Source organism: Mycobacterium paraterrae, from assembly GCF_022430545.2.
Taxonomy (GTDB): Bacteria; Actinomycetota; Actinomycetes; order Mycobacteriales; family Mycobacteriaceae; genus Mycobacterium; species Mycobacterium paraterrae.
The window spans coordinates 4174389-4197182 of sequence record NZ_CP092488.2; the positions used below are offsets into that span (position 1 = coordinate 4174389).

Annotated in this window: 24 protein-coding genes and 2 pseudogenes; 13 read left to right on the forward strand and 13 right to left on the reverse strand. The window is 63.1% G+C overall.

What is annotated here, in order from left to right:
• The first annotated feature begins 51 nt into the window (after positions 1 to 51).
• From aroC to aroQ, 4 genes and pseudogenes are all read left to right on the forward strand, one after another.
• Positions 52 to 1266 (forward strand): chorismate synthase, encoded by a 1215-nt coding sequence (aroC, locus tag MKK62_RS20280; protein ID WP_240258153.1) that lies wholly within the window; start codon positions 52 to 54, stop codon positions 1264 to 1266.
• Positions 1267 to 1272: 6 nt separating this feature from the next.
• A pseudogene (locus MKK62_RS20285) lies at positions 1273 to 1797 on the forward strand (shikimate kinase); the annotation flags it as partial.
• A gap of 146 nt (positions 1798 to 1943) precedes the next feature.
• Positions 1944 to 3032: a 3-dehydroquinate synthase gene (aroB, locus tag MKK62_RS20290; RefSeq protein WP_240258152.1), complete on the forward strand. Its 1089-nt coding sequence runs from the start codon at positions 1944 to 1946 to the stop codon at positions 3030 to 3032.
• Between the two features lie 11 nt (positions 3033 to 3043).
• Positions 3044 to 3487 carry a type II 3-dehydroquinate dehydratase gene (gene aroQ / locus MKK62_RS20295; protein ID WP_240264033.1) on the forward strand — a complete coding sequence of 148 codons (444 nt, stop codon included), beginning with the start codon at positions 3044 to 3046 and terminating at the stop codon, positions 3485 to 3487.
• On the opposite strand, the gene MKK62_RS20300 is transcribed toward aroQ, so the two are convergent.
• The gene (locus MKK62_RS20300; protein WP_240258151.1) at positions 3484 to 4206 is read right to left on the reverse strand and encodes a B-4DMT family transporter; all 723 of its coding nucleotides are present in this window, start codon (positions 4204 to 4206) and stop codon (positions 3484 to 3486) included. The two genes, aroQ and MKK62_RS20300, sit on opposite strands and share 4 nt — an antisense overlap.
• Positions 4207 to 4239: 33 nt before the next feature.
• On the opposite strand from MKK62_RS20300, the gene MKK62_RS20305 reads away from it, so the two are divergent.
• Positions 4240 to 5343, forward strand: coding sequence for a M24 family metallopeptidase (locus tag MKK62_RS20305; protein WP_240258150.1), 1104 nt, complete (start codon positions 4240 to 4242; stop codon positions 5341 to 5343).
• A gap of 237 nt (positions 5344 to 5580) precedes the next feature.
• Entirely contained in the window at positions 5581 to 6024 is a 444-nt protein-coding gene (locus MKK62_RS20310; protein ID WP_240258149.1) for a hypothetical protein, read from the forward strand.
• 89 nt (positions 6025 to 6113) lie between these two features.
• Here the strand turns inward: MKK62_RS20310 and MKK62_RS20315 are convergent, their stop codons facing one another.
• Positions 6114 to 7214, reverse strand: coding sequence for a GTP pyrophosphokinase (locus MKK62_RS20315; protein ID WP_240258148.1), 1101 nt, complete (start codon positions 7212 to 7214; stop codon positions 6114 to 6116).
• A 452-nt stretch (positions 7215 to 7666) separates the two neighbouring features.
• Here MKK62_RS20315 and MKK62_RS20320 point away from each other — a divergent pair, with 452 nt between their 5' ends.
• The gene (locus MKK62_RS20320) at positions 7667 to 8563 is read left to right on the forward strand and encodes a hypothetical protein (protein ID WP_240258147.1); all 897 of its coding nucleotides are present in this window, start codon (positions 7667 to 7669) and stop codon (positions 8561 to 8563) included.
• A 657-nt stretch (positions 8564 to 9220) separates the two neighbouring features.
• Here the strand turns inward: MKK62_RS20320 and MKK62_RS20325 are convergent.
• Positions 9221 to 10513: a phage major capsid protein gene (locus MKK62_RS20325; RefSeq protein WP_240258146.1), complete on the reverse strand. Its 1293-nt coding sequence runs from the start codon at positions 10511 to 10513 to the stop codon at positions 9221 to 9223.
• Positions 10514 to 10870: 357 nt separating this feature from the next.
• Here MKK62_RS20325 and MKK62_RS20330 point away from each other — a divergent pair, with 357 nt between their 5' ends.
• Entirely contained in the window at positions 10871 to 11050 is a 180-nt protein-coding gene (locus MKK62_RS20330; RefSeq protein WP_240258145.1) for a hypothetical protein, read from the forward strand.
• Here the strand turns inward: MKK62_RS20330 and MKK62_RS20335 are convergent, their stop codons facing one another.
• Positions 11051 to 11260 (reverse strand): hypothetical protein, encoded by a 210-nt coding sequence (locus MKK62_RS20335; RefSeq protein ID WP_240258144.1) that lies wholly within the window; start codon positions 11258 to 11260, stop codon positions 11051 to 11053. It lies immediately after the preceding gene.
• Positions 11261 to 11293: 33 nt separating this feature from the next.
• On the opposite strand from MKK62_RS20335, the gene MKK62_RS20340 reads away from it, so the two are divergent.
• On the forward strand, positions 11294 to 11461 hold the full coding sequence (locus MKK62_RS20340) for a hypothetical protein (protein ID WP_240258143.1): 168 nt from the start codon (positions 11294 to 11296) through the stop codon (positions 11459 to 11461).
• Between the two features lie 804 nt (positions 11462 to 12265).
• Here the strand turns inward: MKK62_RS20340 and MKK62_RS20345 are convergent.
• From MKK62_RS20345 to MKK62_RS20370, 6 genes are all read right to left on the reverse strand, one after another.
• Positions 12266 to 12478, reverse strand: a complete 213-nt coding sequence (locus MKK62_RS20345) for a hypothetical protein (protein WP_240258142.1) — start codon at positions 12476 to 12478, stop codon at positions 12266 to 12268.
• Between the two features lie 85 nt (positions 12479 to 12563).
• The gene (locus MKK62_RS20350; protein ID WP_240258141.1) at positions 12564 to 13157 is read right to left on the reverse strand and encodes a hypothetical protein; all 594 of its coding nucleotides are present in this window, start codon (positions 13155 to 13157) and stop codon (positions 12564 to 12566) included.
• Positions 13158 to 13305: 148 nt separating this feature from the next.
• On the reverse strand, positions 13306 to 13779 hold the full coding sequence (locus MKK62_RS20355; RefSeq protein ID WP_240258140.1) for a helix-turn-helix domain-containing protein: 474 nt from the start codon (positions 13777 to 13779) through the stop codon (positions 13306 to 13308).
• Entirely contained in the window at positions 13766 to 14341 is a 576-nt protein-coding gene (locus tag MKK62_RS20360) for a hypothetical protein (protein ID WP_240258139.1), read from the reverse strand. The genes MKK62_RS20355 and MKK62_RS20360 overlap by 14 nt, the downstream gene beginning before the upstream one ends.
• The gene (locus MKK62_RS20365; RefSeq protein WP_240258138.1) at positions 14341 to 14604 is read right to left on the reverse strand and encodes a hypothetical protein; all 264 of its coding nucleotides are present in this window, start codon (positions 14602 to 14604) and stop codon (positions 14341 to 14343) included. The genes MKK62_RS20360 and MKK62_RS20365 overlap by 1 nt, the downstream gene beginning before the upstream one ends.
• A 325-nt stretch (positions 14605 to 14929) precedes the next feature.
• Complete coding sequence (locus tag MKK62_RS20370; RefSeq protein ID WP_240258137.1) at positions 14930 to 15829, reverse strand: tyrosine-type recombinase/integrase; 900 nt, start codon at positions 15827 to 15829, stop codon at positions 14930 to 14932.
• 134 nt (positions 15830 to 15963) lie between these two features.
• Here MKK62_RS20370 and efp point away from each other — a divergent pair, with 134 nt between their 5' ends.
• From efp to MKK62_RS20385, 3 genes and pseudogenes are all read left to right on the forward strand, one after another.
• Positions 15964 to 16527, forward strand: a complete 564-nt coding sequence (gene efp / locus MKK62_RS20375; RefSeq protein WP_240258136.1) for an elongation factor P — start codon at positions 15964 to 15966, stop codon at positions 16525 to 16527.
• A pseudogene (gene nusB, locus MKK62_RS20380) lies at positions 16524 to 16976 on the forward strand (transcription antitermination factor NusB); the annotation flags it as partial. The gene efp and the pseudogene nusB, both read left to right, overlap by 4 nt.
• 110 nt (positions 16977 to 17086) lie before the next feature.
• Complete coding sequence (locus MKK62_RS20385) at positions 17087 to 17446, forward strand: antitermination protein NusB (RefSeq protein ID WP_240258135.1); 360 nt, start codon at positions 17087 to 17089, stop codon at positions 17444 to 17446.
• 4 nt (positions 17447 to 17450) lie between these two features.
• Here MKK62_RS20385 and MKK62_RS20390 read toward each other — a convergent pair whose 3' ends face one another.
• The gene (locus tag MKK62_RS20390; protein WP_240258134.1) at positions 17451 to 18053 is read right to left on the reverse strand and encodes a hypothetical protein; all 603 of its coding nucleotides are present in this window, start codon (positions 18051 to 18053) and stop codon (positions 17451 to 17453) included.
• Between the two features lie 89 nt (positions 18054 to 18142).
• Between MKK62_RS20390 and MKK62_RS20395 the strand changes: the two genes are divergently transcribed.
• On the forward strand, positions 18143 to 20890 hold the full coding sequence (locus tag MKK62_RS20395; RefSeq protein WP_350355731.1) for an aminotransferase class I/II-fold pyridoxal phosphate-dependent enzyme: 2748 nt from the start codon (positions 18143 to 18145) through the stop codon (positions 20888 to 20890).
• Positions 20891 to 21000: 110 nt separating this feature from the next.
• Here the strand turns inward: MKK62_RS20395 and MKK62_RS20400 are convergent, their stop codons facing one another.
• Together MKK62_RS20400 and MKK62_RS20405 are read right to left on the reverse strand one after the other, a co-directional pair.
• Entirely contained in the window at positions 21001 to 21540 is a 540-nt protein-coding gene (locus tag MKK62_RS20400) for a GNAT family N-acetyltransferase (protein WP_240258133.1), read from the reverse strand.
• Positions 21540 to 22745: a serine hydrolase domain-containing protein gene (locus MKK62_RS20405; protein ID WP_240258132.1), complete on the reverse strand. Its 1206-nt coding sequence runs from the start codon at positions 22743 to 22745 to the stop codon at positions 21540 to 21542. The genes MKK62_RS20400 and MKK62_RS20405 overlap by 1 nt, the downstream gene beginning before the upstream one ends.
• Positions 22746 to 22794 lie beyond the last annotated feature (49 nt).

Sequence of the window (22794 nt, forward strand, 5' to 3'; positions counted from 1 at the left end):
TCACACAAGACGTTTTTCGATGTCGATGCCCGTCGTGGGAAGATGGGACCCGTGTTGCGATGGACTACCGCTGGTGAATCCCACGGCCGAGCGCTGGTGGCCGTGGTCGAAGGCATGGTCGCCGGGCTGACGATCACCTCCGACGACATTGCCGACCAGCTGGCCCGCCGCCGACTCGGCTACGGTCGTGGCGCCCGGATGAAGTTCGAGCGTGACCAGGTCACCGTGCTCGCCGGAGTGCGCCACGGCGTCACCCTCGGCGGGCCGATCGCCATCGAGGTCGGAAACACCGAGTGGCCGAAGTGGGAAACCGTGATGGCCCCCGACCCGGTCGACGCGGCCGATCTCGAAGTCGCGCGCAACGCGCCGCTGACCCGGCCCCGGCCCGGCCACGCCGACTACGCCGGCATGCTGAAGTACGAATTCGACGACGCACGGCCGGTCTTGGAACGCGCCAGCGCCCGGGAGACCGCCGCCCGCGTCGCGGCCGGCACCGTCGCTCGCCAGTTCCTCCGCCAAGCCCTCGGTGTCGAGGTGCTGTCACACGTGATCTCGATCGGCGACTCCACGCCCTATGACGGCCCACCGCCGCAGCCGAGCGACCTGGCCGCGATCGACGCCAGCGGCGTACGGGCCTTCGACAAGGCCGCCGAAGCGTCGATGATCGCCGAGATCGAATCCGCCAAGAAGGACGGCGACACCCTCGGCGGGGTGGTCGAAGCCGTCGTGACCGGCCTGCCGATCGGTCTCGGCTCCTTCACCAGCGGTGACAACCGGTTGGACAGTCAGCTCGCCGCCGCCGTCATGGGCATCCAGGCCATCAAGGGCGTCGAGATCGGCGACGGATTCGCCACCGCCCGGCGACGAGGCAGCCGCGCGCACGACGAGATGTATCCCGGACCTGACGGCATCGTCCGCTCGACCAACCGCGCGGGCGGTCTGGAAGGCGGCATGACCAACGGCGAGCCCCTGCGCGTTCGCGCCGCGATGAAGCCGATTTCGACCGTGCCACGGGCGCTGGCCACCGTGGACATGGCCACCGGCGACGAGGCCGTCGCCATCAATCAGCGCTCCGACGTCTGCGCGGTGCCGGCCGCCGGCGTTGTGGTCGAGACGATGGTGGCGCTGGTCCTGGCACGCGCGGCCCTGGAGAAGTTCGGCGGCGATTCGCTGACCGAGACCCGCCGCAACATCGAGGCGTACCGTCGCTCGGTGGCCGAGCGGGAACCGGTCACCGAAGTGCGGGCTAGGTCCATAGGGGGATAGCTGCACATGGCGCCGAGAGCCGTACTGGTGGGACTGCCGGGATCCGGTAAGTCCACAATCGGTCGACGGCTGGCCAAGGCCCTGGACGTTGCCATGCTCGACACGGATGCGGCGATCGAGGAGAAGACGGGCCGCAAGATCGCCGACATTTTCGCCACCGACGGCGAGCCGGAATTCCGCCGGATCGAAGAAGAAGTCATCCGGGAGGCGCTGGCCTCGCACGACGGTGTGCTGTCATTGGGCGGCGGCGCCGTCACCACCCCGGGCGTGCGGGCCGCGCTGGCCGGCCACACCGTCGTGTACTTGGAAATCAATGCGGCCGAAGGGGTTCGGCGCACGGGCGGCAATACCGTGCGGCCGCTGCTGGCCGGTCCCGACCGGGCTGAGAAGTTCCGCGCGCTGATGACGCAGCGTGTGCCCCTCTATCGAAAGGTCGCCACGATCCGGGTGAACACCAACCGTCGCAACCCCGGCGCCGTCGTCCGACACATCGTATGCCGCCTCAACAACCAGAAGCTTGGCAGCGCCGCCCGCGACCGGCGACGGCCCCCGTGGCGCCGCTCGTCTGTGCCCGAGACGCTGAGTGTGCCGGAGCCGCGGACCGGCCCGCCACCGACACCCGCGACCCCGGCGGCGCTGGCCGCCGCTCGCAGGCACGGCAGCGCCGAGGCGGAGAAATGACGGAGCCTCGCGAGCCGGTCACGGTACAGGTGAACGTTGACCCGCCGTATCCGGTCGTCGTCGGCACCGGCCTGCTCGGTGAACTCGGCGAGCTGCTCGCTGGTCGCCACCGGGTCGCCATCCTGCATCAGCCCGTCCTGACGCAGACCGCGCAGGCCATCCGAAACCACCTGTCCGACAAGGGTATCGACGCACACCAGATCGAAATCCCGGATGCCGAAGCCGGTAAGGATCTGCCGGTCGTCGGCTACATCTGGGAAGTGCTGGGCCGCATCGGCATCGACCGCAAGGACGCGTTGGTCAGCCTGGGCGGCGGCGCAGCGACCGACGTCGCCGGCTTCGCCGCGGCAACCTGGCTGCGGGGAGTGTCGATCGTCCACGTCCCGACCACGCTGCTGGCGATGGTCGACGCGGCGGTCGGCGGAAAGACCGGCATCAACACCGACGCGGGCAAGAATCTGGTCGGCGCATTCCACCAGCCGACCGCGGTCCTGGTCGACCTGGCCACGCTGCAGACGCTGCCGCACAACGAGATCGCCGCGGGAATGGCTGAGGTGGTCAAGGCCGGGTTCATCGCCGACCCGGTCATCCTCGACCTGATCGAAGCCGACCCCCGGGCCGCCCTGGATCCGTCCGGGGAGGTGCTGCCGGAACTGATCCGGCGCGCGATCGCCGTCAAGGCGGACGTCGTCGCAGCCGACGAGAAGGAATCGGAACTGCGCGAAATCCTCAACTACGGCCACACGTTGGGCCATGCCATCGAGCGCCGCGAACGCTATCAGTGGCGGCACGGCGCCGCGGTCTCCGTCGGCATGGTGTTCGCCGCCGAACTGGGCCGGCTGGCCGGGCGACTCGACGACGCCACTGCGCAGCGGCACCGCGACATCCTGACTTCGATCGGGTTGCCCACCAGCTATGACGCGGACGCACTGCCGCAGCTGATGGAATCGATGGCCGGCGACAAGAAGACCCGGGCGGGAGTGCTGCGGTTCGTCGTGCTCGACGGACTGGCCAAGCCCGGACGGCTTGAGGGTCCGGACCCGACGCTGCTTGCGGCCGCCTACGCCGAGGTGGGCACGCGGTGACGCCCACGACGATCCCGCCGGGGACGGTCATCAACGTGATCAACGGCCCCAACCTCGGCCGGCTCGGTCGTCGCGAGCCGGAGGTCTACGGCGACACCACCCACGACGACCTCGTCGCGCTGATCGAACGCGAAGCGGCCGAGCTCGGCGTCAAAGTGGTTGTCCGGCAAAGCGACAGCGAGGGTCAACTGCTCGACTGGATCCATCAGGCCGCGGACGCCGACGAACCGGTGATCCTCAACGCCGGTGGCCTGACCCACACGTCGGTCGCGCTGCGCGACGCCTGCGCCGAATTGAGTGCACCGTTGATCGAGGTGCACATCTCGAATGTGTTTGCCCGCGAAGAGTTTCGTCATCATTCGTACTTGAGCCCGGTCGCGAGCGGGATCATCGTGGGATGCGGTGTGCAGGGCTACCTGCTCGCCCTGCGCTACCTCGCCGACCGCAAGGACTAGTCGGTCTTCGGCTTTTCGATGTGCTCGGTGGCCGGCTCGGAGTGTTGGCTGGCTGGAACCTCGGCGGTCTTGGCTTCGCTGGGCGCCGCGTGGGATTCGGTCGTCTCGGCGGCTTCCTCGCTGTAGGCGGTCGGCGCGTCGTGGTCGCGCTCGGCCGTCGCGACGGCGCTGGTCTGCTCCTCAGGCCACTCTTCGACGGCACCGTCGCCGTGTGCTTGCCCCGACCTGACGGCGGCGAACACGTCGGTGTCAGCGCGGTCTTCCTCGCCGTCGCGGGTACCGCTCTGCGGCTTGTAATCGCCCTTCTTGTCGACGCGCCAACGACCCACTGCCACGCCGCTGATGGCGCCCAGGAACACCACCAGCGCGGTGAACGCGGCAAAGGTGGTGAGTTCGTTGATCAGGCCGCCGACGTAGAGCGCCTTGTAGAACACTGCGATCAGCCAGGTCACTGCGCCGCTGAGCAGTCCGGCGACCAGGCCGGCCAGCAGCCACGTCATCGCCAGGTCCTCGCGGCGGTCCGGGTCGGGATTGGAGGCGGCGTCTTCACGGCCGTCGATAAAACCCCAGGCGACGACGCCCACGACGAACAGAACGAGCAGCACGATGCTGATCAGAGCGGCCTGCGTCTGCCAGACGCTGATCAACGTTCCCTGGAACAGCCGGACGACGACCATCGCGGCGCCAAACACCAGGCCACGCAGCATCCAGTTAGTCATGGGGCCACAGCGTAGCGAGTAGCGTCACCTGGCGTGACACATTCCCAGCGGCGAGCCGCTCTTGGAGCCGAATTACGCGCGGCGGAACTCGACGCGATGCTGGTCACGGACCTGACGAACGTCCGCTACCTGTCCGGATTCACCGGGTCCAACGCGGCGTTGCTGGTGTTCGCCGACAGCGAGGACGCGGTCCTGGCCACCGACGGGCGCTACCGCACCCAGGCCGCGCAGCAGGCCCCCGACGTGGAAGTCGCGATACAGCGGGCCTGCGGGCGTTATCTCGCCGGGCGTGCGGCCGCCGGTGAGGCTCGGCGGGTGGGCTTCGAGAGCCACGTGGTCACCGTCGACGGTTACGACGGGCTGGTGGACGCGGCGGGCAACGCCGAGCTGGTCCGCGCGTCACAGCTCGTCGAGGCACTGCGCGAAGTCAAAGATGCCGGCGAGGTGGCGTTGCTGCGGCTGGCGTGCGAGGCGGCCGACGCGGCGCTGACTGCTCTCGTCGAGCGTGGTGGGCTGCGGCCCGGGCGCACCGAACGAGAGGTCGCTCGCGAGTTGGAGGCGCTGATGCTCGACCACGGCGCCGACGGTGTCTCGTTCGAGACCATCGTGGCCAGCGGGGCTCACTCGGCGATCCCACATCACCGGCCGACGGACGCGGTGCTGGCCAGCGGCGACTTCGTCAAGATCGACTTCGGCGCTCTGGTCGGCGGCTATCACTCCGACATGACCCGCACCTTCGTGCTGGACGCAGCTGCTGACTGGCAGCTGGACATATACGAGCTGGTCAGTACGGCGCAGCGAGCCGGACGGGAGGCGCTCGCTGCGGGCGCGGGCCTCGCCGACGTCGACGCCGCCGCCCGCAATGTGATCGTCGACGCGGGGCACGGCGGGCACTTCGGTCACGGTCTGGGCCACGGGGTGGGCCTGCAGATCCACGAAGCGCCGGGGATCAACGCCACCGCCGCCGGTACACTACGGGCGGGTTCCGTGGTGACGGTGGAACCCGGCGTCTATCTGCCCGACCGTGGCGGCGTCCGCATCGAGGACACGCTGGTGGTCGCAGACACGGGGCAGGCCCTCGGCCACGCACCGGAATTACTCACCCGGTTCCCGAAGGAACTGGCGATTCTAGGTTAGCTAGCGATGTGCTGTGAGCTGGTAAAACAAGGTCAGCACTGAAGGCTATGCAGTCCGTTATCTAGGGACTCAGCTAACACTTTTCAGGGGACGACTCTGCTTGCTCGTCGCTTTTCCTACCGGCGTACGGTCCGCAGTATCCCCAACCGAGGACCCCCGGACATTGAGCCGGGGGGTTTCGGCTAGTCGGGTCGCTGACCTTCGAGCGATGTCGGCGCGTACGCCTACCCTCGGGCAATGACTTCCAAAGAATTCAGTTCGTTTGACGACATCGCGGCCGCTTTACGGACCGCCTTCGACAACCTCAGCAGTGCTGGGGAATCAGGTGACGCCAGTGCGATCACTGCTGCGCAGTCCACCTTGCTCGCAGCATTGACCGATGCGACCTTGGCAAGTGTTGAGGCGCTGGGGCGATTCGCCCCAATGACCAATCCCGACTTCTTCGAGGACGAGCCGCGTGACATCGTGCCAGTGCTGGAGGCCGGACTGGACCTCCCCGCCGAGATGGTGATCAGCCGGGAACTCGCGGAGATGGTGGCACGGATCGATGACTTGCACCCCCACAACCCTGTTCAGCGCGAGTTCACCAAGGCGGTCGCACCCGGCGCGTTCGCCTTGCACGCCATAGAGCAGCTGGAGCGTGAGTTGATTGCGCTTCGCAAAGAGGTTCGCGGTACGTAGTCCGCTTTCGGCATGCGAGCGCAAGCCATTCAGCACCCTAGTGATGCGATGCCCGGCCCAGTTGCCGTTGCAACGAAAAAGTTCGCCAGCTAACGCAGATTGGCTCCGGCCGCTTTCAATCCGTCAATGAAATCCTGGTCTATATAAATTCTTGGTTCGATATCGCCAACAGTTTCAGGATGGTCTATCGTAAGTATCATTGTCAGATAGTCATCTAAAGACGAGTTTGGGGATAAACTCTCTTCGCCAATTTCCAAGGGCGCGTCAGGCTGTTCGAAGTATTTGACCAAAGCTGCTTTGCAGAGACCGAAACGTTCGCTCTGGAGATATTCATCAAGCTGCGCAAGCGTAGTTATTCCGACTTCCCGTAAAGCACGTACGCTATCCCGACGGTCTCTCGCCAAACGTGCCTCTTCAATCACTTCAGAGTCATCGGTGAGATTTTCTGCCGCCAACTCCGTTCGGACCTTCGCCGCCGTGCGGCTGAGGTTCCAATAAGCCGCCAGAGAGGACGTGTCAATGGGTACATGGTGCAACTGACCACTAGTCACGTCCGCGCTATATGCGGTGAATGTCGCTGCCCACTGGTCTCTCAGTACGGCGAACTGCTCGTCAGCTAGTTCGAACAGCGCGCTTAGCTGAAAAAGCCGACGCTGGAGTGTAGTGGGCGCTTCGTTGGCCGACTTGTACTTGATCTTGTGATCGACAGCTGCCCATGCATGCTGAAGTGCTGTGCGGACTTGAAATTCTATTGGAATTCCGGTGTACGCTTGCCATTCGATTAACTTCGACCTGGTGGCCGAAAGCTTAGCTACATAATGGTCGGACCTGTATCCGAATTGATCTTTGGCTAACTCTTCTGACTTACTTACGGAGTTTTCAACGTCAATTTCGAATTCATTGCCAATCAGTTTACCGACCCTTTTAACGTCATCGGTATAGTATGTTATTATCCGGACGCCGGCTAAGTCAGTCACCGACTCAAATGGATTTCTATCGCTTCGATCTTTTCGCTGAATCTTATCGGCGAAACTTTCGACAGTTTTTGCGCGAGATTCGACCTGAATAACATCAATTCCCCCTGCCTTTAATAGGTCTTTCAGTAGGGTCTCTACCCGGCGTACATATTCAACGTAAAGCGGGCGGCGAATTCCGTATTCCCCGATCCACTCGTCAGGCGTTCTGTCCATTGGCACCTCTCCGATGTGCAGAGATGGTACCTGTTTGTCTTAGACTTCAATGGGTTGTCGTGGCGACACGATTTGAACAACGCCGCCGACGCCTTGAAGCACTACCTCCCCGAAGCTGCATTGGGGGCGGCAGTCCCGCAGCGGTGCATCAGCGCGACGAATGCTGCGATCAATAGGCGGGTCAGACCTTTGGGGCAGGAAGTACTCATTAGTGGTCGCGATGGCGCGCGTCTCTCCGCCGTCATCGAGGTGATGATCCGGAACGGCAGCCACAGCCCGCATGAGAATTTGGTCGCCAACAGGTGGGGCAACGGTTTTGCGGGGGGCTCACCCAGCACCACCCATGCCGTCGTGGGTGTCCGGTATTCGATGCGAGATCCGTTGGAAGAGACGCGGCGAGTCACGGGCGTGGCTGTCTCAAGATGTAAACAGTTCTGATTAACCTCGCTGCGGTGGGTAAGGCGAAGCGCAACCGCGAGGCCAAGCGGCGACAGTGCATCTTCTGCGGTAGGCGGACCGGCGATCTGGTAGACCCCAAGAATCCAGATTCTCGACGAGTCCGTATGAGCGAGGAGCACCTTTTTCGCGAGTCGTGGCAGAAAAAACTTAAAACAGGTGATGGCCCGTTCAATAGGGAGTTCACTAGGGTCAACCCGGACGGCTCCGTGCGGAAGTCCAAGCCAGAATTATTGTTTGAACTGAAGATTCGATGGGTCTGTAGCGACTGCAATAGTAGCTGGATGAACCGCTTAGACGATGCTGTCGAGCCGTGGATACTTAATCCCTATGAAGACAGTCTGAAACCCGACCCGCTGGATTTCAGGCTCTGGGCTATCAAAGTTGCCGTCTTACGCGCTTTCTACGATAGCCCGCTATTGCCAGAGCCGGGGGACCTGAAAGAAATTTATGACCGCGAAGATATCCCGCAATGGCACATCTTTGTAGGTCAGATGGCCGAGCCGGACCACACACATACTCAGGTGGGGTTCGGTCCCATAAAGCCAACTGGCGGCCGGATCGCTGGTATCACACAAATAAGTTTCTCATTGGGACGAGTGATTGTTATTGCTATGCGCTTAGTCGGCGACGGAAATTTTGCAATGAATTACTTCAATACTTTTCGCCAATATAACTTATCAGAAAAAGTAGTTGTGGCAGAGGTGGTGCCCAACGCCAAAAAGTTTCCAAGCATTGCACTGTTACCGAAAGTCACGCTTAGAGGCTACACGGCGCTGGCATGGTATTTCAGCACTCACCCGTTATCGCCGATTTCTCACCACATGCGTGAGATATATGTCGAAATGGAGCGAATGGCCGAGATTGAAGGTTTTGTACCCAAGATTATTTGATACTCAGACAAAAGGGAGCCGGGTCAGATGACCGCACTGACCCGGCTCCGGGCACGGGGACAGGAGATGAACCCGTGCAATGCCCGCGCTGCAACCTCAGGAGTGCGCTAGCGTGTAAAGTTGGTACTCCAGGGGCGGGCTACGCCAACCTCGGCACGGGGTTTAGGAAAACCCGCCCCCGGAGTTATGTGTGGCGAATTGATCTGATTCGCCGTCTACCCCGCCTTCTGAAAGGCACACCCGATGAATGGTGGCGGGGGAAGTTTGGTGACCGACGCCGGGAACCCCAGCTAGAAGTCCGGGCGTCGGTCTGTCACAGCCTGGAGGAATGCACCGAAGTGCCGATGCTGTGACTCGCGTCCATGGTGACCTGAGTCAAAGGTCCCCGACGCGGTTTCCCTATCCCCAAGGGCTTACGGGGATGAGGGGAAATCTATTCAGCCTCAGTGACCCATTGGTTGACCAGCAACTCGTGAGCTAGTGCTTCGGGTACTTCGGCGATTTGATCTGGGAAATATCTCGCTCCCTCATGACAGACCAGGAACGGCTTTAACACCCGCACCCTTTTCGGGGCTTCGGATCGGATGGCCGGTTCGGGCTGCTCATTGATTTCGAGGTCATCGAGGTAAGCCAGATCAGGGCGCGGTTTGCGAGGCGTCACGGCGCGGTGGGCAGGTTGGAAATCGCCAGCACTGCACTTGGGCGTTCGACGGCCAGGACAAGGCGCTCCTCCATGACAATACGGGCGATGTTCCGGGTGAAATCATCGTTCGTCTGTCCGGCGTGGGTGGTAATTCCTTCACGGAGCAGAACACGTCCGAACTTGGTGGTATCGAGGACCAATCCGGTGCCTGCGGCAATCGCCGTGGTGACCAAAACTCGGACACCGAACAGTTCCCGCGCACCCTGGTCGGTGGGGTCACCGATCAAGAAGTTGCCGAGGGTGTTCTTCAGCCTGCGGATGGCGCTAAAGGTGTTGGGGTGCAATACGATTAGGTTTGCCTCGGCGAAGGCCGAACCAACGCGAAGCTGGGTGATCGCCATTTCGATGGAGTCCAGGGCCGTGACGTTGGTTCCGGTGTCCGCCGATGCGTCGTGAGTCAGGATTCCGCTGGTCGATAAAAACCCTTGCATCTGTCCGCCGGTTCCCGAACCGGTCAGGAGTTCGGAATTCTCCACGTCCCCGATCTGCCGAATGACCTCCTGTTGGGCGTACCCGTAGAAGGTTGGATAGTCGGCAATCGACTCATACGAGATACCGACGTGGGCGGCCAACTTGATGGCGGTCAACGTCAGCTGCGTGGTGTTCAACACCACCTCGGGCTTCAGGGCACCTTCAGCAACCGGGGCCGGAGCGCCGGTAGTCGAGTTGTGAACAATTATCTCGTAGCTAGGGGCCGTGATGCTCTGGACGGGTAAATAGTCCAGCAACCTATTCTCATGGAGCCTCTCAAGAATTCCCGGCGCAAGCTGCGGAGGAATCAAACTCTCAACGGTCGAGAATGCCTTAACGCTCACACTCTGACGCTTCTGCAGCGCGTCATAAATGCTCTTAACCGAATCCTCGGAGAATCGCAGAGGGTTAGCTTCCGCGCCGAGAACGATTTCGGCCGGCGAATGTCCGTGTGCGCTGGAACGGTCTGCGCCAAAAGCCTTCAGCTTGGCATTCTTACCGGTCAGGTTGAAACGCGACTTCTCCCAATCGAGGTGGTCGCATTCGTCAAGCCACTTCTGCATTTCTGCTTCGAGCTTTTTAATCTCTGCTTGAGAAGTGGCGTTTTTGAGGCGACGGTCTAGTGCCTTCCCTCGGGCCTTTAGATCGGCCTCTTTGCGTTCTAATACGCTATTCATGTTGTGATTAAGTTGTTCTTTCAGAAAAGAATGGATATTCGATCCTGACGGGACCGTGGAAGTCGGCAACGGCGTTGCAGACTTTTTTGAAGAGCGCATCGGCGTTGCGCACTTTTGGTGCGGTCAGTTGTGCGCTCTCACGGGGCAAATGTTGACAATTGACAACATTTCAGCGCGGTGAGGTGGGCACGGGGTACTGCAAAAGGTGTCTAACGCGTTAGACACTTCGTGGTGGCTGTTCGCTGCCGGGTCGCTGGTCACGTCGGCGGGGCCGAATTACTCACGCGTGAGTAATTTCAGCGCGGCGTCAGTGAGCGGCGAGCGGGTGAACGTTCAGCCGGGGAACGTTGTCGATTATTCGACTACGTTAAGTCGTGGAGAAACGCCCTCTCAGATCAACGGAGAGCGACGTTCAGGGCCGGGGTAATGTGATTACACCCCGGCAAAGGAGTGAGCATGGACAAGGCGACCATCCGGTTCTGGGGGATCATGGTTGGCGTCGTGCCGATGACCGCAGCGGGCCTCTACTTCCTCACGCATCACAGCTATCCGTTGGCGGCGGTATTGCTGGTCAACTGCGCCGTGCAACTGGTTGTGGCGCTGCGACTTCGACGGTCGCGCAACCTCAGCTTGTAGTTACGTGGCGAAGCGTTGCTCGGCGGTCGTGGCGTCGATACCGAGAACCATGCCGATCAGGCCCCAGGATTCCCCGTTGGCCCGTGCGTCGGCCACTGCATCGCGTAGTTCATCATCGGCGGCGCTTATGCGACGTAGGTAGCGACCGTCCTGGACTACTACATTCGGGTCGTCGGGGTCGAGGCTATCGAGCCACTGTTCAACGTCCATCGCTTCGATTATGCGGCGCGATACATTCCGAGGATGCAAAGCCCTTGGACGCGACTGCTACTGGCCGTTGTGGTGGGGCTGATGGTCAGCGGGCACGGACACGGACACGGAACGATGCATGTCGCGCTGGTCGTGCTAGCCGTGTTCGCTGTCGTGGTGGCGCTGGTCGGGGTTGGACTCCATCTACTTGGCCGGGACTAGCGTTTCGTTGCTCCGGTGTAGCTGTCGTGACACGGTTTGCATAGCCCGCGCCCGTACTCAGGGTCGTTGGGGTCCAGGTGGGCGGCGACCAATTCTCGCCGGGACATCGGAAAGTGATCGGCCACGGTGGCCGGCGCATCCTCACAGATGACACACCACGGGTCACGCTCCAAAACGCCTGTCCTGAAACGGTTTCGGTGTTCACGGTTGTAGCCGCGTTGGGTTGCCGACGGACGGCGTTGCCGGTCATACTGGAGGAGATGATCTGCACATAGGCCCCCGCGTTTCACGGGCCTGCCGCACCGCGAACACGGACGGGGAGGTTTCTGCATATGTCCTTCGAAGAGTTTGCTGTGCTGCCGTGGGCACGTTTTTCATTTACTTGCTTCGCCAGATAGAAGCCCGGTTATTCGGTAGGGATGGCATCCCTCTAGAGATGAGAACGTACCCCTCCACCCACTTGACCAGCGGTTATGCCTGTATCCAAGTGACAACCGGACTGCGCGGGGCGTAGGTGTACTACATCAACAGTGCGGAGTTGCGCGCCGACACCGGCAGATGGGAGTACGGCGGATTGCAGGGTGGTAGGCCTTCCATCCATGGCGGGATGATGATGTCGTGGTTAGCCACCGGCCGGGTACCGCTGAATGTGCGCGCGACCGGTGGCGAAGTCTGCCAGCCGGTCAATCTCGCTGGGTGACAGGATCATCAGGGCACGCGCTCCACGGACACACACCGACCCATCACCGCGGCGTTGCGCCGTGATGCGTTGCCTGAGCGGATCGCTGATTGTGGCAGCGTCGGTCACTTGAGTTCAGAGACCGCGATCAGCGTCCGCATCAGCGTGACGCATAGTTCGCGGGCGGTCTCGACGGCCATCGGAATGATGACGCTCTCGCCGCGGTGGGGATCGACCTTGAAGGCGACGACCTGACCGTGTTTGGTGCTGGGGTCAACGAGCACGTCGATGAATTCGGGGAGGATTTGCTTGTGGTCCTCGGACTTAATGATGTTCAATTGTGGACTTTCGTTGGTAGGTATTCAGGAAATTCTTTTCCTACCTATTGGGAATATTGGTAAACTAATCTACCTGCGGAAATGGTTACGGCGAATGGGAAATTGTGTAGCCGTGGTCGCCCCAATCGAGTTCGGCGAGTAGGAAACGGCTACCGCCGCGCAACCGCGGGCCGTCGTTCAACGACGTGGATCGCAGCGGGCGGCGCTGGTAGTCGGGCATCCCGTCCACGCCGTGTTGCAGGGAGTAAGTGTTGTCCGTGGGATAGGTCGCCGGAGCGTCGGTGCAATGCAGGCAGATGCGGTTGCCGCTTCCCCATACCTGCACAGAGGGCGTGGCGAGTCGCCGTGTCACTAGCAGAGCGGAATCGACGTGGTGAAGTGGATGGCCGTGGCGGCAGATCACTTGTGGGCGTAGGCGTTCGGGGAACACGGCGGGGAATAGCTCGTCCGCGACATGGTAGCGGCGCACGGTCCCGTCGCACGACAACGACACCCGTCCGCGGTCGGGTTTGAGTTGCCGTGCCGTCGTCTGCCGGGTGACACCACCCTTGCAGCCCACCTCGCGGGGAAGGCTCCACACGTCGAGGCCAAGGCCGAGCACGTATGTCGGCCAGCCGGGGATGGGCCTGTAGCCCGCGCTCCGCCACGCCTGGTGATTAGTTGAGGTCTGGAGGTTCATTGTGAGAATTCATTTCATCTGGGAAACGAAGAAGTGGAGTCTTCGAGAACGTGACGTTCATGTAGTAGTTAGCCTTGTCCTCGTCCATGCGATGACGTTTCTTGAGTAGTTGGTGACGTAAGCATCGGCAGGGAAGGGGAAGGCATTTTCAACTGCGCGCGCTGCACAGATGATCTGGTAAATGATCTGATACTTGATCTGGTGAGTAATGATCTGGTGGGGGGTTACTGGCCGACTGTTGAGACGGCCGATTCTGGCTGTTGACATGCCTCGAATTCGGCTGTTGACACGGCTCAAATTCACCCGTTGAGGACTCGAATTCACCCGTTGACATCTCCCACGGCCTCGCCAAGGCGTACTCGGCTGCCCAGTGCGCGCCGCTGCCGCTGCGCCCGCCGCGGCACTCCCGGCGCAGCCATCCCTCAGCCACAAGGTCTTTCAACGCATCCTTGACTGTGGACAGCGATAGGCAGGTGTCAGCCGCCAGGCGGTCGTTGCCGGGGTACGCGCCCTGCCCGTTCTCGTCGGTGTAGTCGAACACGGTCATCAGCACGCGGTAGGCGCTGGGCTTCATGTCGCAGCCCCGAAGTTCTTTGTGCCAGAGCAACTTACTGAATGTCATGGGACCCCCCGCGCCTGAGCGCCGTCATCAACTGCGTGTACTTGGTGACATAGCTGCGAGCCAGCGTTATGCCCTGCGCGCCCTGATCGCGGTCGGTGATGGCATAGCCCAGCGCCTCCAGTGCCGTGCGGGCGGTGTCGAGGGCAGTATCGAACTGTGGTTGCGGCTTCGCTAGCGGCTCACGCTTCCGCTGATACGTCTTATCGTCCAGCCCCTTGGTCGTCCCACGTGAGGAATTTTCCTCACGTCGTAGGTCGTTGCTCACTGTCTTCTGATCTACGCCAACGACACTGGCAATCGCGCGCTGGGACATGCCCGACTCGGCGAGGTCGACCACCACTTCACGCCGTTGAAGCGCGGGAAGCTGGACACCGCCAAGCTCGGAGACCGACCATTCGGCCCAGGACTCGTACCCCATCGCCAACCAGACGCGCCCGGCGTAGGCACGTTTAACATCGTTGGCCGGAAAGTCGTTGACCCACTTACGGATGCGGCCGGTAATGGCTCGGGCATCGTTGAAGGGAAGGTCTGAAGTCCTGACAACCGCCAGCGTGACCGGCATTATGCCGCTGCCTGAAGCGATGCTCCGGCGCGGCAGCGCAACGACTTTCGCCATTTCGGGCTAGGCGTCGAATGCGGCAGCTTGGCAACGACCTGGGCACAGGATTCGCAGGGCGGATGGATCGTCGTCCAGCTGTCACCCCGGTTCTGGTGCGCCCAGGCGGCCTGCGCGGCACAACGCTGGCACAGCCCATGGCCGAGGTAGCGGCTCTTGGTCCGCTCCCACTCGGTGGCCTGTCCGAGGGTCTCGGGTTTCGCGGTCATGCTGCCCTCGCCTCGGCCCTTCGACGCCGCGTCTGCGCGGACTTCAACGCCAGCTTGGCAAAGTATGCCTTCCGCAGGTGTGCGGCCCTACGGACGCGTTCAGCGGGCAGTAACACGCCGTCCGGGTCGGCTTCACGTTCAAACCGCGCCTCGAAGGCCGTCCGGGCGGGATGTGTTCGCGCTGAACGGTTTTCGGTGTGCGCCCAACTCAGGTGGGCTAGGTGTCTGGCAGCTAAGCTGCGTTCGGTAGATGGGGTGTCCATGTGGGCAAGGCTAAGCCCACAACGCTCCGAAAGACTGGAACACAGCTATTTGTGTTATTGCCTCAGATGTCGCCCAGGTTGAGCTTGCGGGACTCCGCGGCGGCGCGTTCGGATGCGGTGGCCTGTACGTACCGGTCTAGCATCTTGCGGTTCGACCATCCGGCTAGGGTCATCAATCCGCCCTCGCTGCCTCCAGCAGCCAGCCAACGGCTCGCGGCGGTGTGCCTCATCAGATGTAGGTGGAACCCGTCGATGCCGGCCTTTGCTGCGCGCATCTTCAGCGTGTCATTCAACCCGTGGTAGGCGAATCCGCGGCCCCAGGAGCCGAGCCACATCGCCGGGGTGTGGGCGCGAGCATGGGAGCGTCGGGCGCGAAGGTAGCGGTCGATAGCTGCGGCGGTCTGCGGCCCGAACGGCGCAATCCGTCCCTTGGCCCCCTTGCCGCTGCGGACGACGACGATGCCGCGCCTGACATCAACATCATCGACGGTCAGGTTGAGTAGCTCCGAAGCCCGTAGTCCGGTCTCTCCCATCAGCCGAACGATGGCATGGTCGCGGCGATCGGTGAACTCGCCGCCCTGACAGGCCCGGATGAGCGCGCGGAGTTGGTCGTCGGTGAGGCCCTGGACAATCTTGGTTGGGATTTTCGGCGGCTTCAGGCCGAACAAGGTGTCCTCGGACATCTCGCCTTCCTCCAGCATCCACCGCACGAATGCCTTCAACGCGGCTTGTCGGAGACGGACCGTGTTCGCTTCCTTGCCCTCGCCGATCATCTCGGCGGTGTAGGTCTGCACTTGGGCGCGGGTAATCTCTACCGGGTGTTCGTTCCGGTTGCACCAGTCGAGATACAACCTCACGCCGCGCAAGTAGGACGCGATGGTCGTGGGGGACTTGTTCTCGGCGCGCAGGGATATCTCCCACGACTCCAGCAGTTCGCGGAGGTCCGGCAAAGTCTTCGGCACGGTAGTTATCTTAGGGTAGAGCGGTATGCAATGACGATGACTCGCCGAATCTTATTAAAACCGCAGCTAGAACCACTGACAACAAAAATCCAGTTCCCTAGATAACTGGCGATCCTGTAGGAGATTCACCGACCGTGCCAAGCACTGCCGATTTCAAAAATGGACTTGTACTCGTGATCGACGGCCAGCTGTGGCAGATCATCGAGTTCCAGCACGTCAAGCCCGGCAAGGGCCCTGCGTTCGTGCGCACCAAGCTCAAAAACGTGCTGTCCGGCAAGGTCGTCGACAAGACCTACAACGCCGGGGTGAAGGTGGAGACCGCGACGGTCGACCGCCGCGACACCACCTTCCTCTACCGCGACGGCACCGACTTCGTGTTCATGGACAGCCAGGACTACGAGCAGCACCCGCTGCCGGAGTCGCTGGTCGGCGACAACGCCCGCTTCCTGCTAGAGGGCCTTCCGGTCCAGGTCGCGTTCCACAATGGCGCCCCGCTCTACATCGAGCTGCCGGTGACCGTAGAACTCGTCGTCACCCACACCGAGCCGGGCCTGCAGGGCGACCGCTCCAGCGCCGGGACGAAGCCGGCCACCGTCGAGACCGGTGCCGAGCTTCAGGTGCCGCTGTTCATTAACACCGGTGACAAGCTGAAAGTCGACTCGCGCGACGGCAGCTACCTGGGACGTGTCAACGCGTGAGCCGGCCCGTCAAGGGACGGCATCAGGCACGTAAGCGTGCCGTCGACTTGTTGTTCGAAGCCGAGGCCCGTGGGCTCACCCCGGCCGAGGCGGCCGATGCACGCACGGCGCTGGCGGAGGCCAACGACGATGTGGCACCACCACATCCGTACACGGTGGCGGTGGCTCATGGCGTGACCGAGCACTCTGCTCACGTCGACGACCTGATTTCCTCGCACCTGCAGGGCTGGACGCTGGATCGGCTGCCGGCCGTCGACCGCGCGATTCTGCGGGTCGCGGTGTTCGAGTTGCTGCACGCCGACGACGTGCCGGCGCCGGTCGCCGTCGACGAGGCGGTCGAGCTGGCCAAGGAGCTGTCCACTGACGATTCACCGGGCTTCGTCAACGGTGTGTTGGGCCAAGTCATGCTGGTGACTCCGCAGATCCGGGCCGCGGCGGAGGCCGTCCGTTCAGCGACGATGCGGGCGCCTGAGGGCGGCCGAGGAGGAGCTGGACCAGAAGGCTCTTCGGCGACGATAAAGATGCCCGAGGATCCCGAAGCCGCGCCGACCGGCGAGTCATGACCCGCCTGGAGCTGCGCGTCGTGATCGCCGGCATCCTTGCGGCGACGGTGATCCTGGGCGCGGTGATGTGCGCGGCCTACGGGCAGGCGGCGGTCGCCGCGGCGCTGGCCATCTACGCGCTGGGTGTCGGCGCGTGGCTGTATCACTCGGTCGAGCGACTCATTCTGGCTCGCCGCATCGAAACCGTGCGTGCGGCTGCGACTCCGTTTCGGCCGTTGTTGCCGGTGATGGCGGCGATCATGGCGTTGACGCAGGCCGTCGTACGGTCATTGTCCGACGCCACCGAGGTCGCGCCGCCGCGCCGCTGGATTCCGATCACCCGCGGTCGCCGGGCCGACGACGACTTCGAGGCCTGACACCTCAGGGCACGTCGATCGTGGTCGTCACCGATACCAACTGCGGGGTGGCGGGCGCCGACGAGAAGCCGAAGCGCACCGGCGGATCCAGATCGGCCAATCCCGCGAGGTCGGCGCCGCGGAAACTGCCGTCCATCGACACGATGCGCCGAGCGCGGCGTACCCCGTAATACTCGCGGCGTCCGCTGCCCGCGCTGCCCGCCGTGCGGACACCCGGCACCAGCCGCGCGGCCACCGGATCGATGGCGCGCAGCCACGCAGGCGCCGCGGCCAATCGGCCGGGCACCCATCGGAGCAGCCAGTCGAACGGTGCGGCACCGCCGAGTGCTCCCGCGGCTTCGAGGCCCGGGGCGACCACTCTGAAGCGGTCGGTACTCTGCTCCACCGTGACGCCACCGAGTTCGATCGTGTCGAAGTGGTATGTGGCGGAGACGAACTCGGCGATGTCCTCATTCGGCGCCAGCAGCGAGCGCTGGCCGTCGGCGGTCTCGACCATGACGTCGGCGAACCGGCCGAACGGCGACTGGAGCCAGGATCCGACGACGAACCGGGTACCGGCTCGCGTGCCGAACCCCGCGATATGTCCGGTGAACACCAGGCGTGGCATGTGTCCATTCTGATATGTCCGAGCGGGCGGTCTGAATTGCCCGCGGCGAAACGCTCGCACCGCGGTAACGGGAAGGACACACTGGCGTAATGGACCGAGACGGCAGACACCCGAGACGGCTGAGTGTGTCCGCGCTGGCGGCGGTGGCCAATCCGTCCTATTCGCGCGTCGACACCTGGAATCTGCTCGATGACGCGTGCCACCAACTGGCCGTCATCGATCGCGCCGGCATGGACACCTCGCATGAGGTCGCCCGGGTACGGCGTCTACTCAACCGGCTCGGCGCCTACGAGCGCTACTGGATTTACCCGGGGCCGGAGAACCTCGCCACCTACTGCGGCTACCTTGACCAACTCGCCACGGTGAGCCTGGCCGAACAGGTTTCGCTGGCCGTTCGGTTGCTGTCCGAATACGGCGACCGGGCAGCGCTGTTCGACACCTCCACATCCCTCGCCGACCAGGAGTTGGTGGCGCGCGCGAAGGAGCAGCAGTTCTACACCGTGTTGCTCGCCGACGACGCCCCAGTCAACGCGCCCGAAGGGCTCGCCGAAAGCCTGCGGGCCATCCGCGATGTCGATGACGACGTGCAGTTCGAGCTGCTGGTGGTCTCCAGCGTCGAGGACGCCATTACCGCGGTCGCACTCAACGGGGAGATCCAGGCCGCGATCATCCGGCACGACATCCCGCTGCGCTCCCACGACAGGGTGCCGCTGATGACCACGCTGCTCGGACCGAACGACGCCGTGATCGCCACCGACCGCACCCACGACTGGGTCGAATGTGGAGAGTGGATCCGCGAGCTTCGTCCACATATCGACCTGTATCTGCTCACCGACGAGTCCATCGCTGCCGAGACCGAGGACGAATCCAACGTCTACGACCGCACCTTCTACCGGCTCAACGACGTCACCGATCTGCACAGCACCGTGCTGGCCGGCATCAGGAAGCGGTATGCGACGCCGTTTTTCGATGCACTACGGGCCTACGCGGCCCGACCGGCCGGCCAGTTCCACGCCCTGCCCGTGGCTCGCGGCGCCAGCATCTTCAACTCCAAGACGCTGCAGGACATGGGGGAGTTCTACGGGCGCAACATCTTCATGGCCGAGACCTCGACCACGTCGGGCGGCCTGGACTCACTGCTGGACCCGCACGGCAACATCAAGAAGGCGATGGACAAGGCCGCGCGCACCTGGAATTCCGACCACACCTATTTCGTCACCAACGGGACGTCGACCGCGAACAAGATCGTCGTGCAGTCGTTGACCCGGCCTGGCGACATCGTGCTGATCGACCGCAATTGTCACAAGTCGCATCACTACGGGCTGGTTCTCGCCGGCGCCTACCCGCTGTATCTGGATGCCTATGAGCTGCAACCGTTTGCGATCTATGGCGCGGTACCGCTGCAGACCATCAAAAAGGCGCTGCTCGACCTCGAGGCCGCCGGGCAGTTGCACAAGGTGCGCATGCTGCTGCTCACCAACTGCACCTTCGACGGCGTGGTCTACAACCCGCGGCGGGTGATGGAGGAAGTGCTGGCGATCAAGCCGGACATCTGCTTCTTGTGGGACGAGGCGTGGTACGCGTTCGCCACCGCGGTCCCGTGGGCGCGGCAGCGCACCGCGATGGTGTCGGCCGAACGGTTGGAGTCCATGCTGTCCTCGCCGGCCTACGCGCAGGAGTATCTGCAGTGGCGTGAGTCGATGCGCGACGTCCCGCGCAGCGAGTGGGCGGAGCACCGCCTGCTTCCCGACCCCAGCAAGGCGCGGGTGCGGGTCTACGCCACGCATTCCACCCACAAGTCGTTGTCGGCGCTGCGGCAGGCGTCGATGATCCACGTCCGCGACCAGGACTTCAATTCGCAGTCCCGCGATGCGTTCGGAGAGGCGTTTCTGACCCACACCTCGACATCACCCAACCAGCAGTTGCTCGCCTCGCTGGACTTGGCCCGCCGCCAGGTCGACATCGAGGGCTTCCAGATGGTGCGCTACGTCTACGACATGGCGCTGGTCTTTCGGCACCGCGTCCGCAAGGACCGGCTGATCAGCAAATGGTTCCGCATCCTCGACGAATCCGACCTGGTGCCAGACGATTTCAGGCTCTCGGCGGTCAGCTCCTATCGCCAGGTGCGGCAGGGGGCGCTGGCGGACTGGAACGAAGCGTGGCGGTCCGACCAATTCGTGCTCGACCCGACGCGGGTCACGTTGTTCATCGGTAAGACCGGCATGAACGGCTACGACTTCCGCGAGAAGGTGCTGATGGAGCGATTCGGCATCCAGATCAACAAGACGTCGATCAACAGTGTTCTGCTGATCTTCACGATCGGCGTGACATGGTCGAGCGTGCACTATCTGCTGGACGTGTTGCGCCGAATCGCCAGCGACTTCGACCACACCCAAGCCACGGCCAGCCGCGACGACCGCGCGCTGCACCAACGGCGCGTCGCGGAGATCACCGAGGACCTGCCCGCCCTGCCGGACTTCAGCGAGTTCGACAACACCTTCAAGCCCGACGAGGCCAGCTCGTTCGGAGACATGCGCTCGGCGTTCTACGCGGGCTACGCGGACGAAGATCGTGAACACGTCATGATCGGGGAGGCAGGCCGCCGGCTCGCCGACGGAAAGTCATTGGTGTCAACCGGATTCGTCGTCCCCTACCCGCCGGGCTTCCCGGTGCTGGTGCCCGGCCAGGTGGTGTCCAAGCAGATTCTGTATTTCCTCGCGCAACTCGACGTCAAGGAGATTCACGGCTACAACCCCGATCTGGGATTGTCGGTGTTCACCGAGGACGCCCTGAAGCGGATCAACGCAGCTCTTGGTTCCGACATGGTGATCCGATAGCTGCTTCGGGCCGTCGCGGGCAACGATTGTGGCGCCACTGCGATCAACCGCTCGGATTCTCGCACCAGTTTCACAGTCGGCGACCGAGAGCTTTCCTGGCCAACGAGCGTTCAGCGCATCGCCTTTCCAAACAGCAGGCTGTCAAGCGGTTCGGTACCGATGTTCGGGTAGATCCCGTGACGCGCCATCCGACCCTCGAAGGTGAAACCCGCGCGTTCGAGAAGACGCACCGACCGTTCGTTGTCGACGTGGCACGTTGCCCAGACCCGGTACACGTCGGGATCGGCGCTCAGCGTGGCCATCAGCAAGCCGAGCGCCTCGGACATCAATCCCTTGCCCCACCAACGCCGGCCGATGCAATAGCCGATCTCGGCGACATACTGCAGGGGACGCGCGCAGCTGAGCATTCCCACGATTTCGTCGCTGTGCTTCAAGACGATCACCCACGTTCGCAGGTGCGGGTCGACATTCATGCGTTCGGTGATCACCCGCTGCGTCGCGGCGACATCCGGGTGTGGCGTCCACAGCAGGTACTTGGTGACCTGCGGATCTCGAGCGACTCGCTGGAAAAGTGGCCCGGCGTCGTCAATCACCGGCGGGCGCAGCAGAAGTCGCGGGCCCTCGATGCGCTCGGGCGTGAATTCGGCCATTACAGACCCAGCGCCCGGTAGGTCCGGTGCACGAACTTCGGTTGTACCGCTTGGAGTTTCGCCTGCGAGGTGTTGCCGGCGACCGCCGCGGCGGCGTCAGCCGACAGCGCCGGCATGTTCTGGATCAGGTAAACCAAGATGAGGTCGGCGGACGGATCGGCCTGCCACCACGTGCCGTAGGCACCAGGCCAGCCGAATGTACCCAATCCGCCCGGGCCAAACAGCGGCGCCGACTTCGACGGATCGGTCACGACCGACAGGTTGAGCCCGAATCCTCGCCCGATCCAGAACGGTGAGCCGAGGAAATTATGGCGCTTGTGCTCGTCGGTGAGTCGATCGGTACGCATCAGCCGCGCGGACTCGGGTGACAGCACTCGCACACCGTCCAAAGTTCCGTCGCGCAGCAACATTTCGACGAATCGCAGGTAGTCGTCGGCGGTCGACCACAACCCGCCCCCGGCGTTGCTGAAGGCCGGTGGTGTGATGTGCGGCGGGCCCATTACGTCGTGCTGGAGGTGGTCGTTTTCGTCGAGGCGGTACATCGTCGCGGCGCGCCGGCGACCCTCAGGCGTGACGTGGAAGCCGGTGTCAGTCATCTGCAGCGGCCGCAGGATTCGCTCGTCGAGCACCTCGTGGAACGGCTTGCCCTCGACGCGTGAGGCCAGCACGCCGACCACGTCGGTGGAATGGCCGTAGGTCAGACGTTCACCCGGTTGATGCACGAGCGGCAACTCGGCAAGCGCGGTCAGCCAGGGATCCGGTCCCTGACCAAACGGCAGCCGGACGTAGGCACGGGAAATCGGGCCGGCGACCGAGAAGCCGTAGCCCAGCCCGCTGGTGTGGGTGAGCAGGTCTTCGACCAGGATCGCGCGGTTGGCTGGATGCGTTCGGTCCAGCGGCCCGGTCGGATGGTCGAGCACCCGCATCTCGGCGAATTCCGGCAACCAGCGCGTGATCGGATCGCTCAGCCGCAGCTTGCCGTCGTCGACGAGGGTCATCAGGGCGGCGACGGTGACGGGCTTGCTCATCGACGCGATACGAAACAGGGTGTCGCGCTGCATGGGCAACTGAGCGTCGACGTCGCGGTACCCGATTTCGTTGACCTGCAGCACCTTTCCGCCTTGCCACACCAGCGTCACTGCACCCGCGAGGAGACCGGCGTCGCAGGCTTCGCGAATGGAGGCCTGATTGCCCTCGAGGTTCACCCGATTCAGGCTAGTGGGTGCCCGATCGGCCGCAGGGTCCGCCCGAATA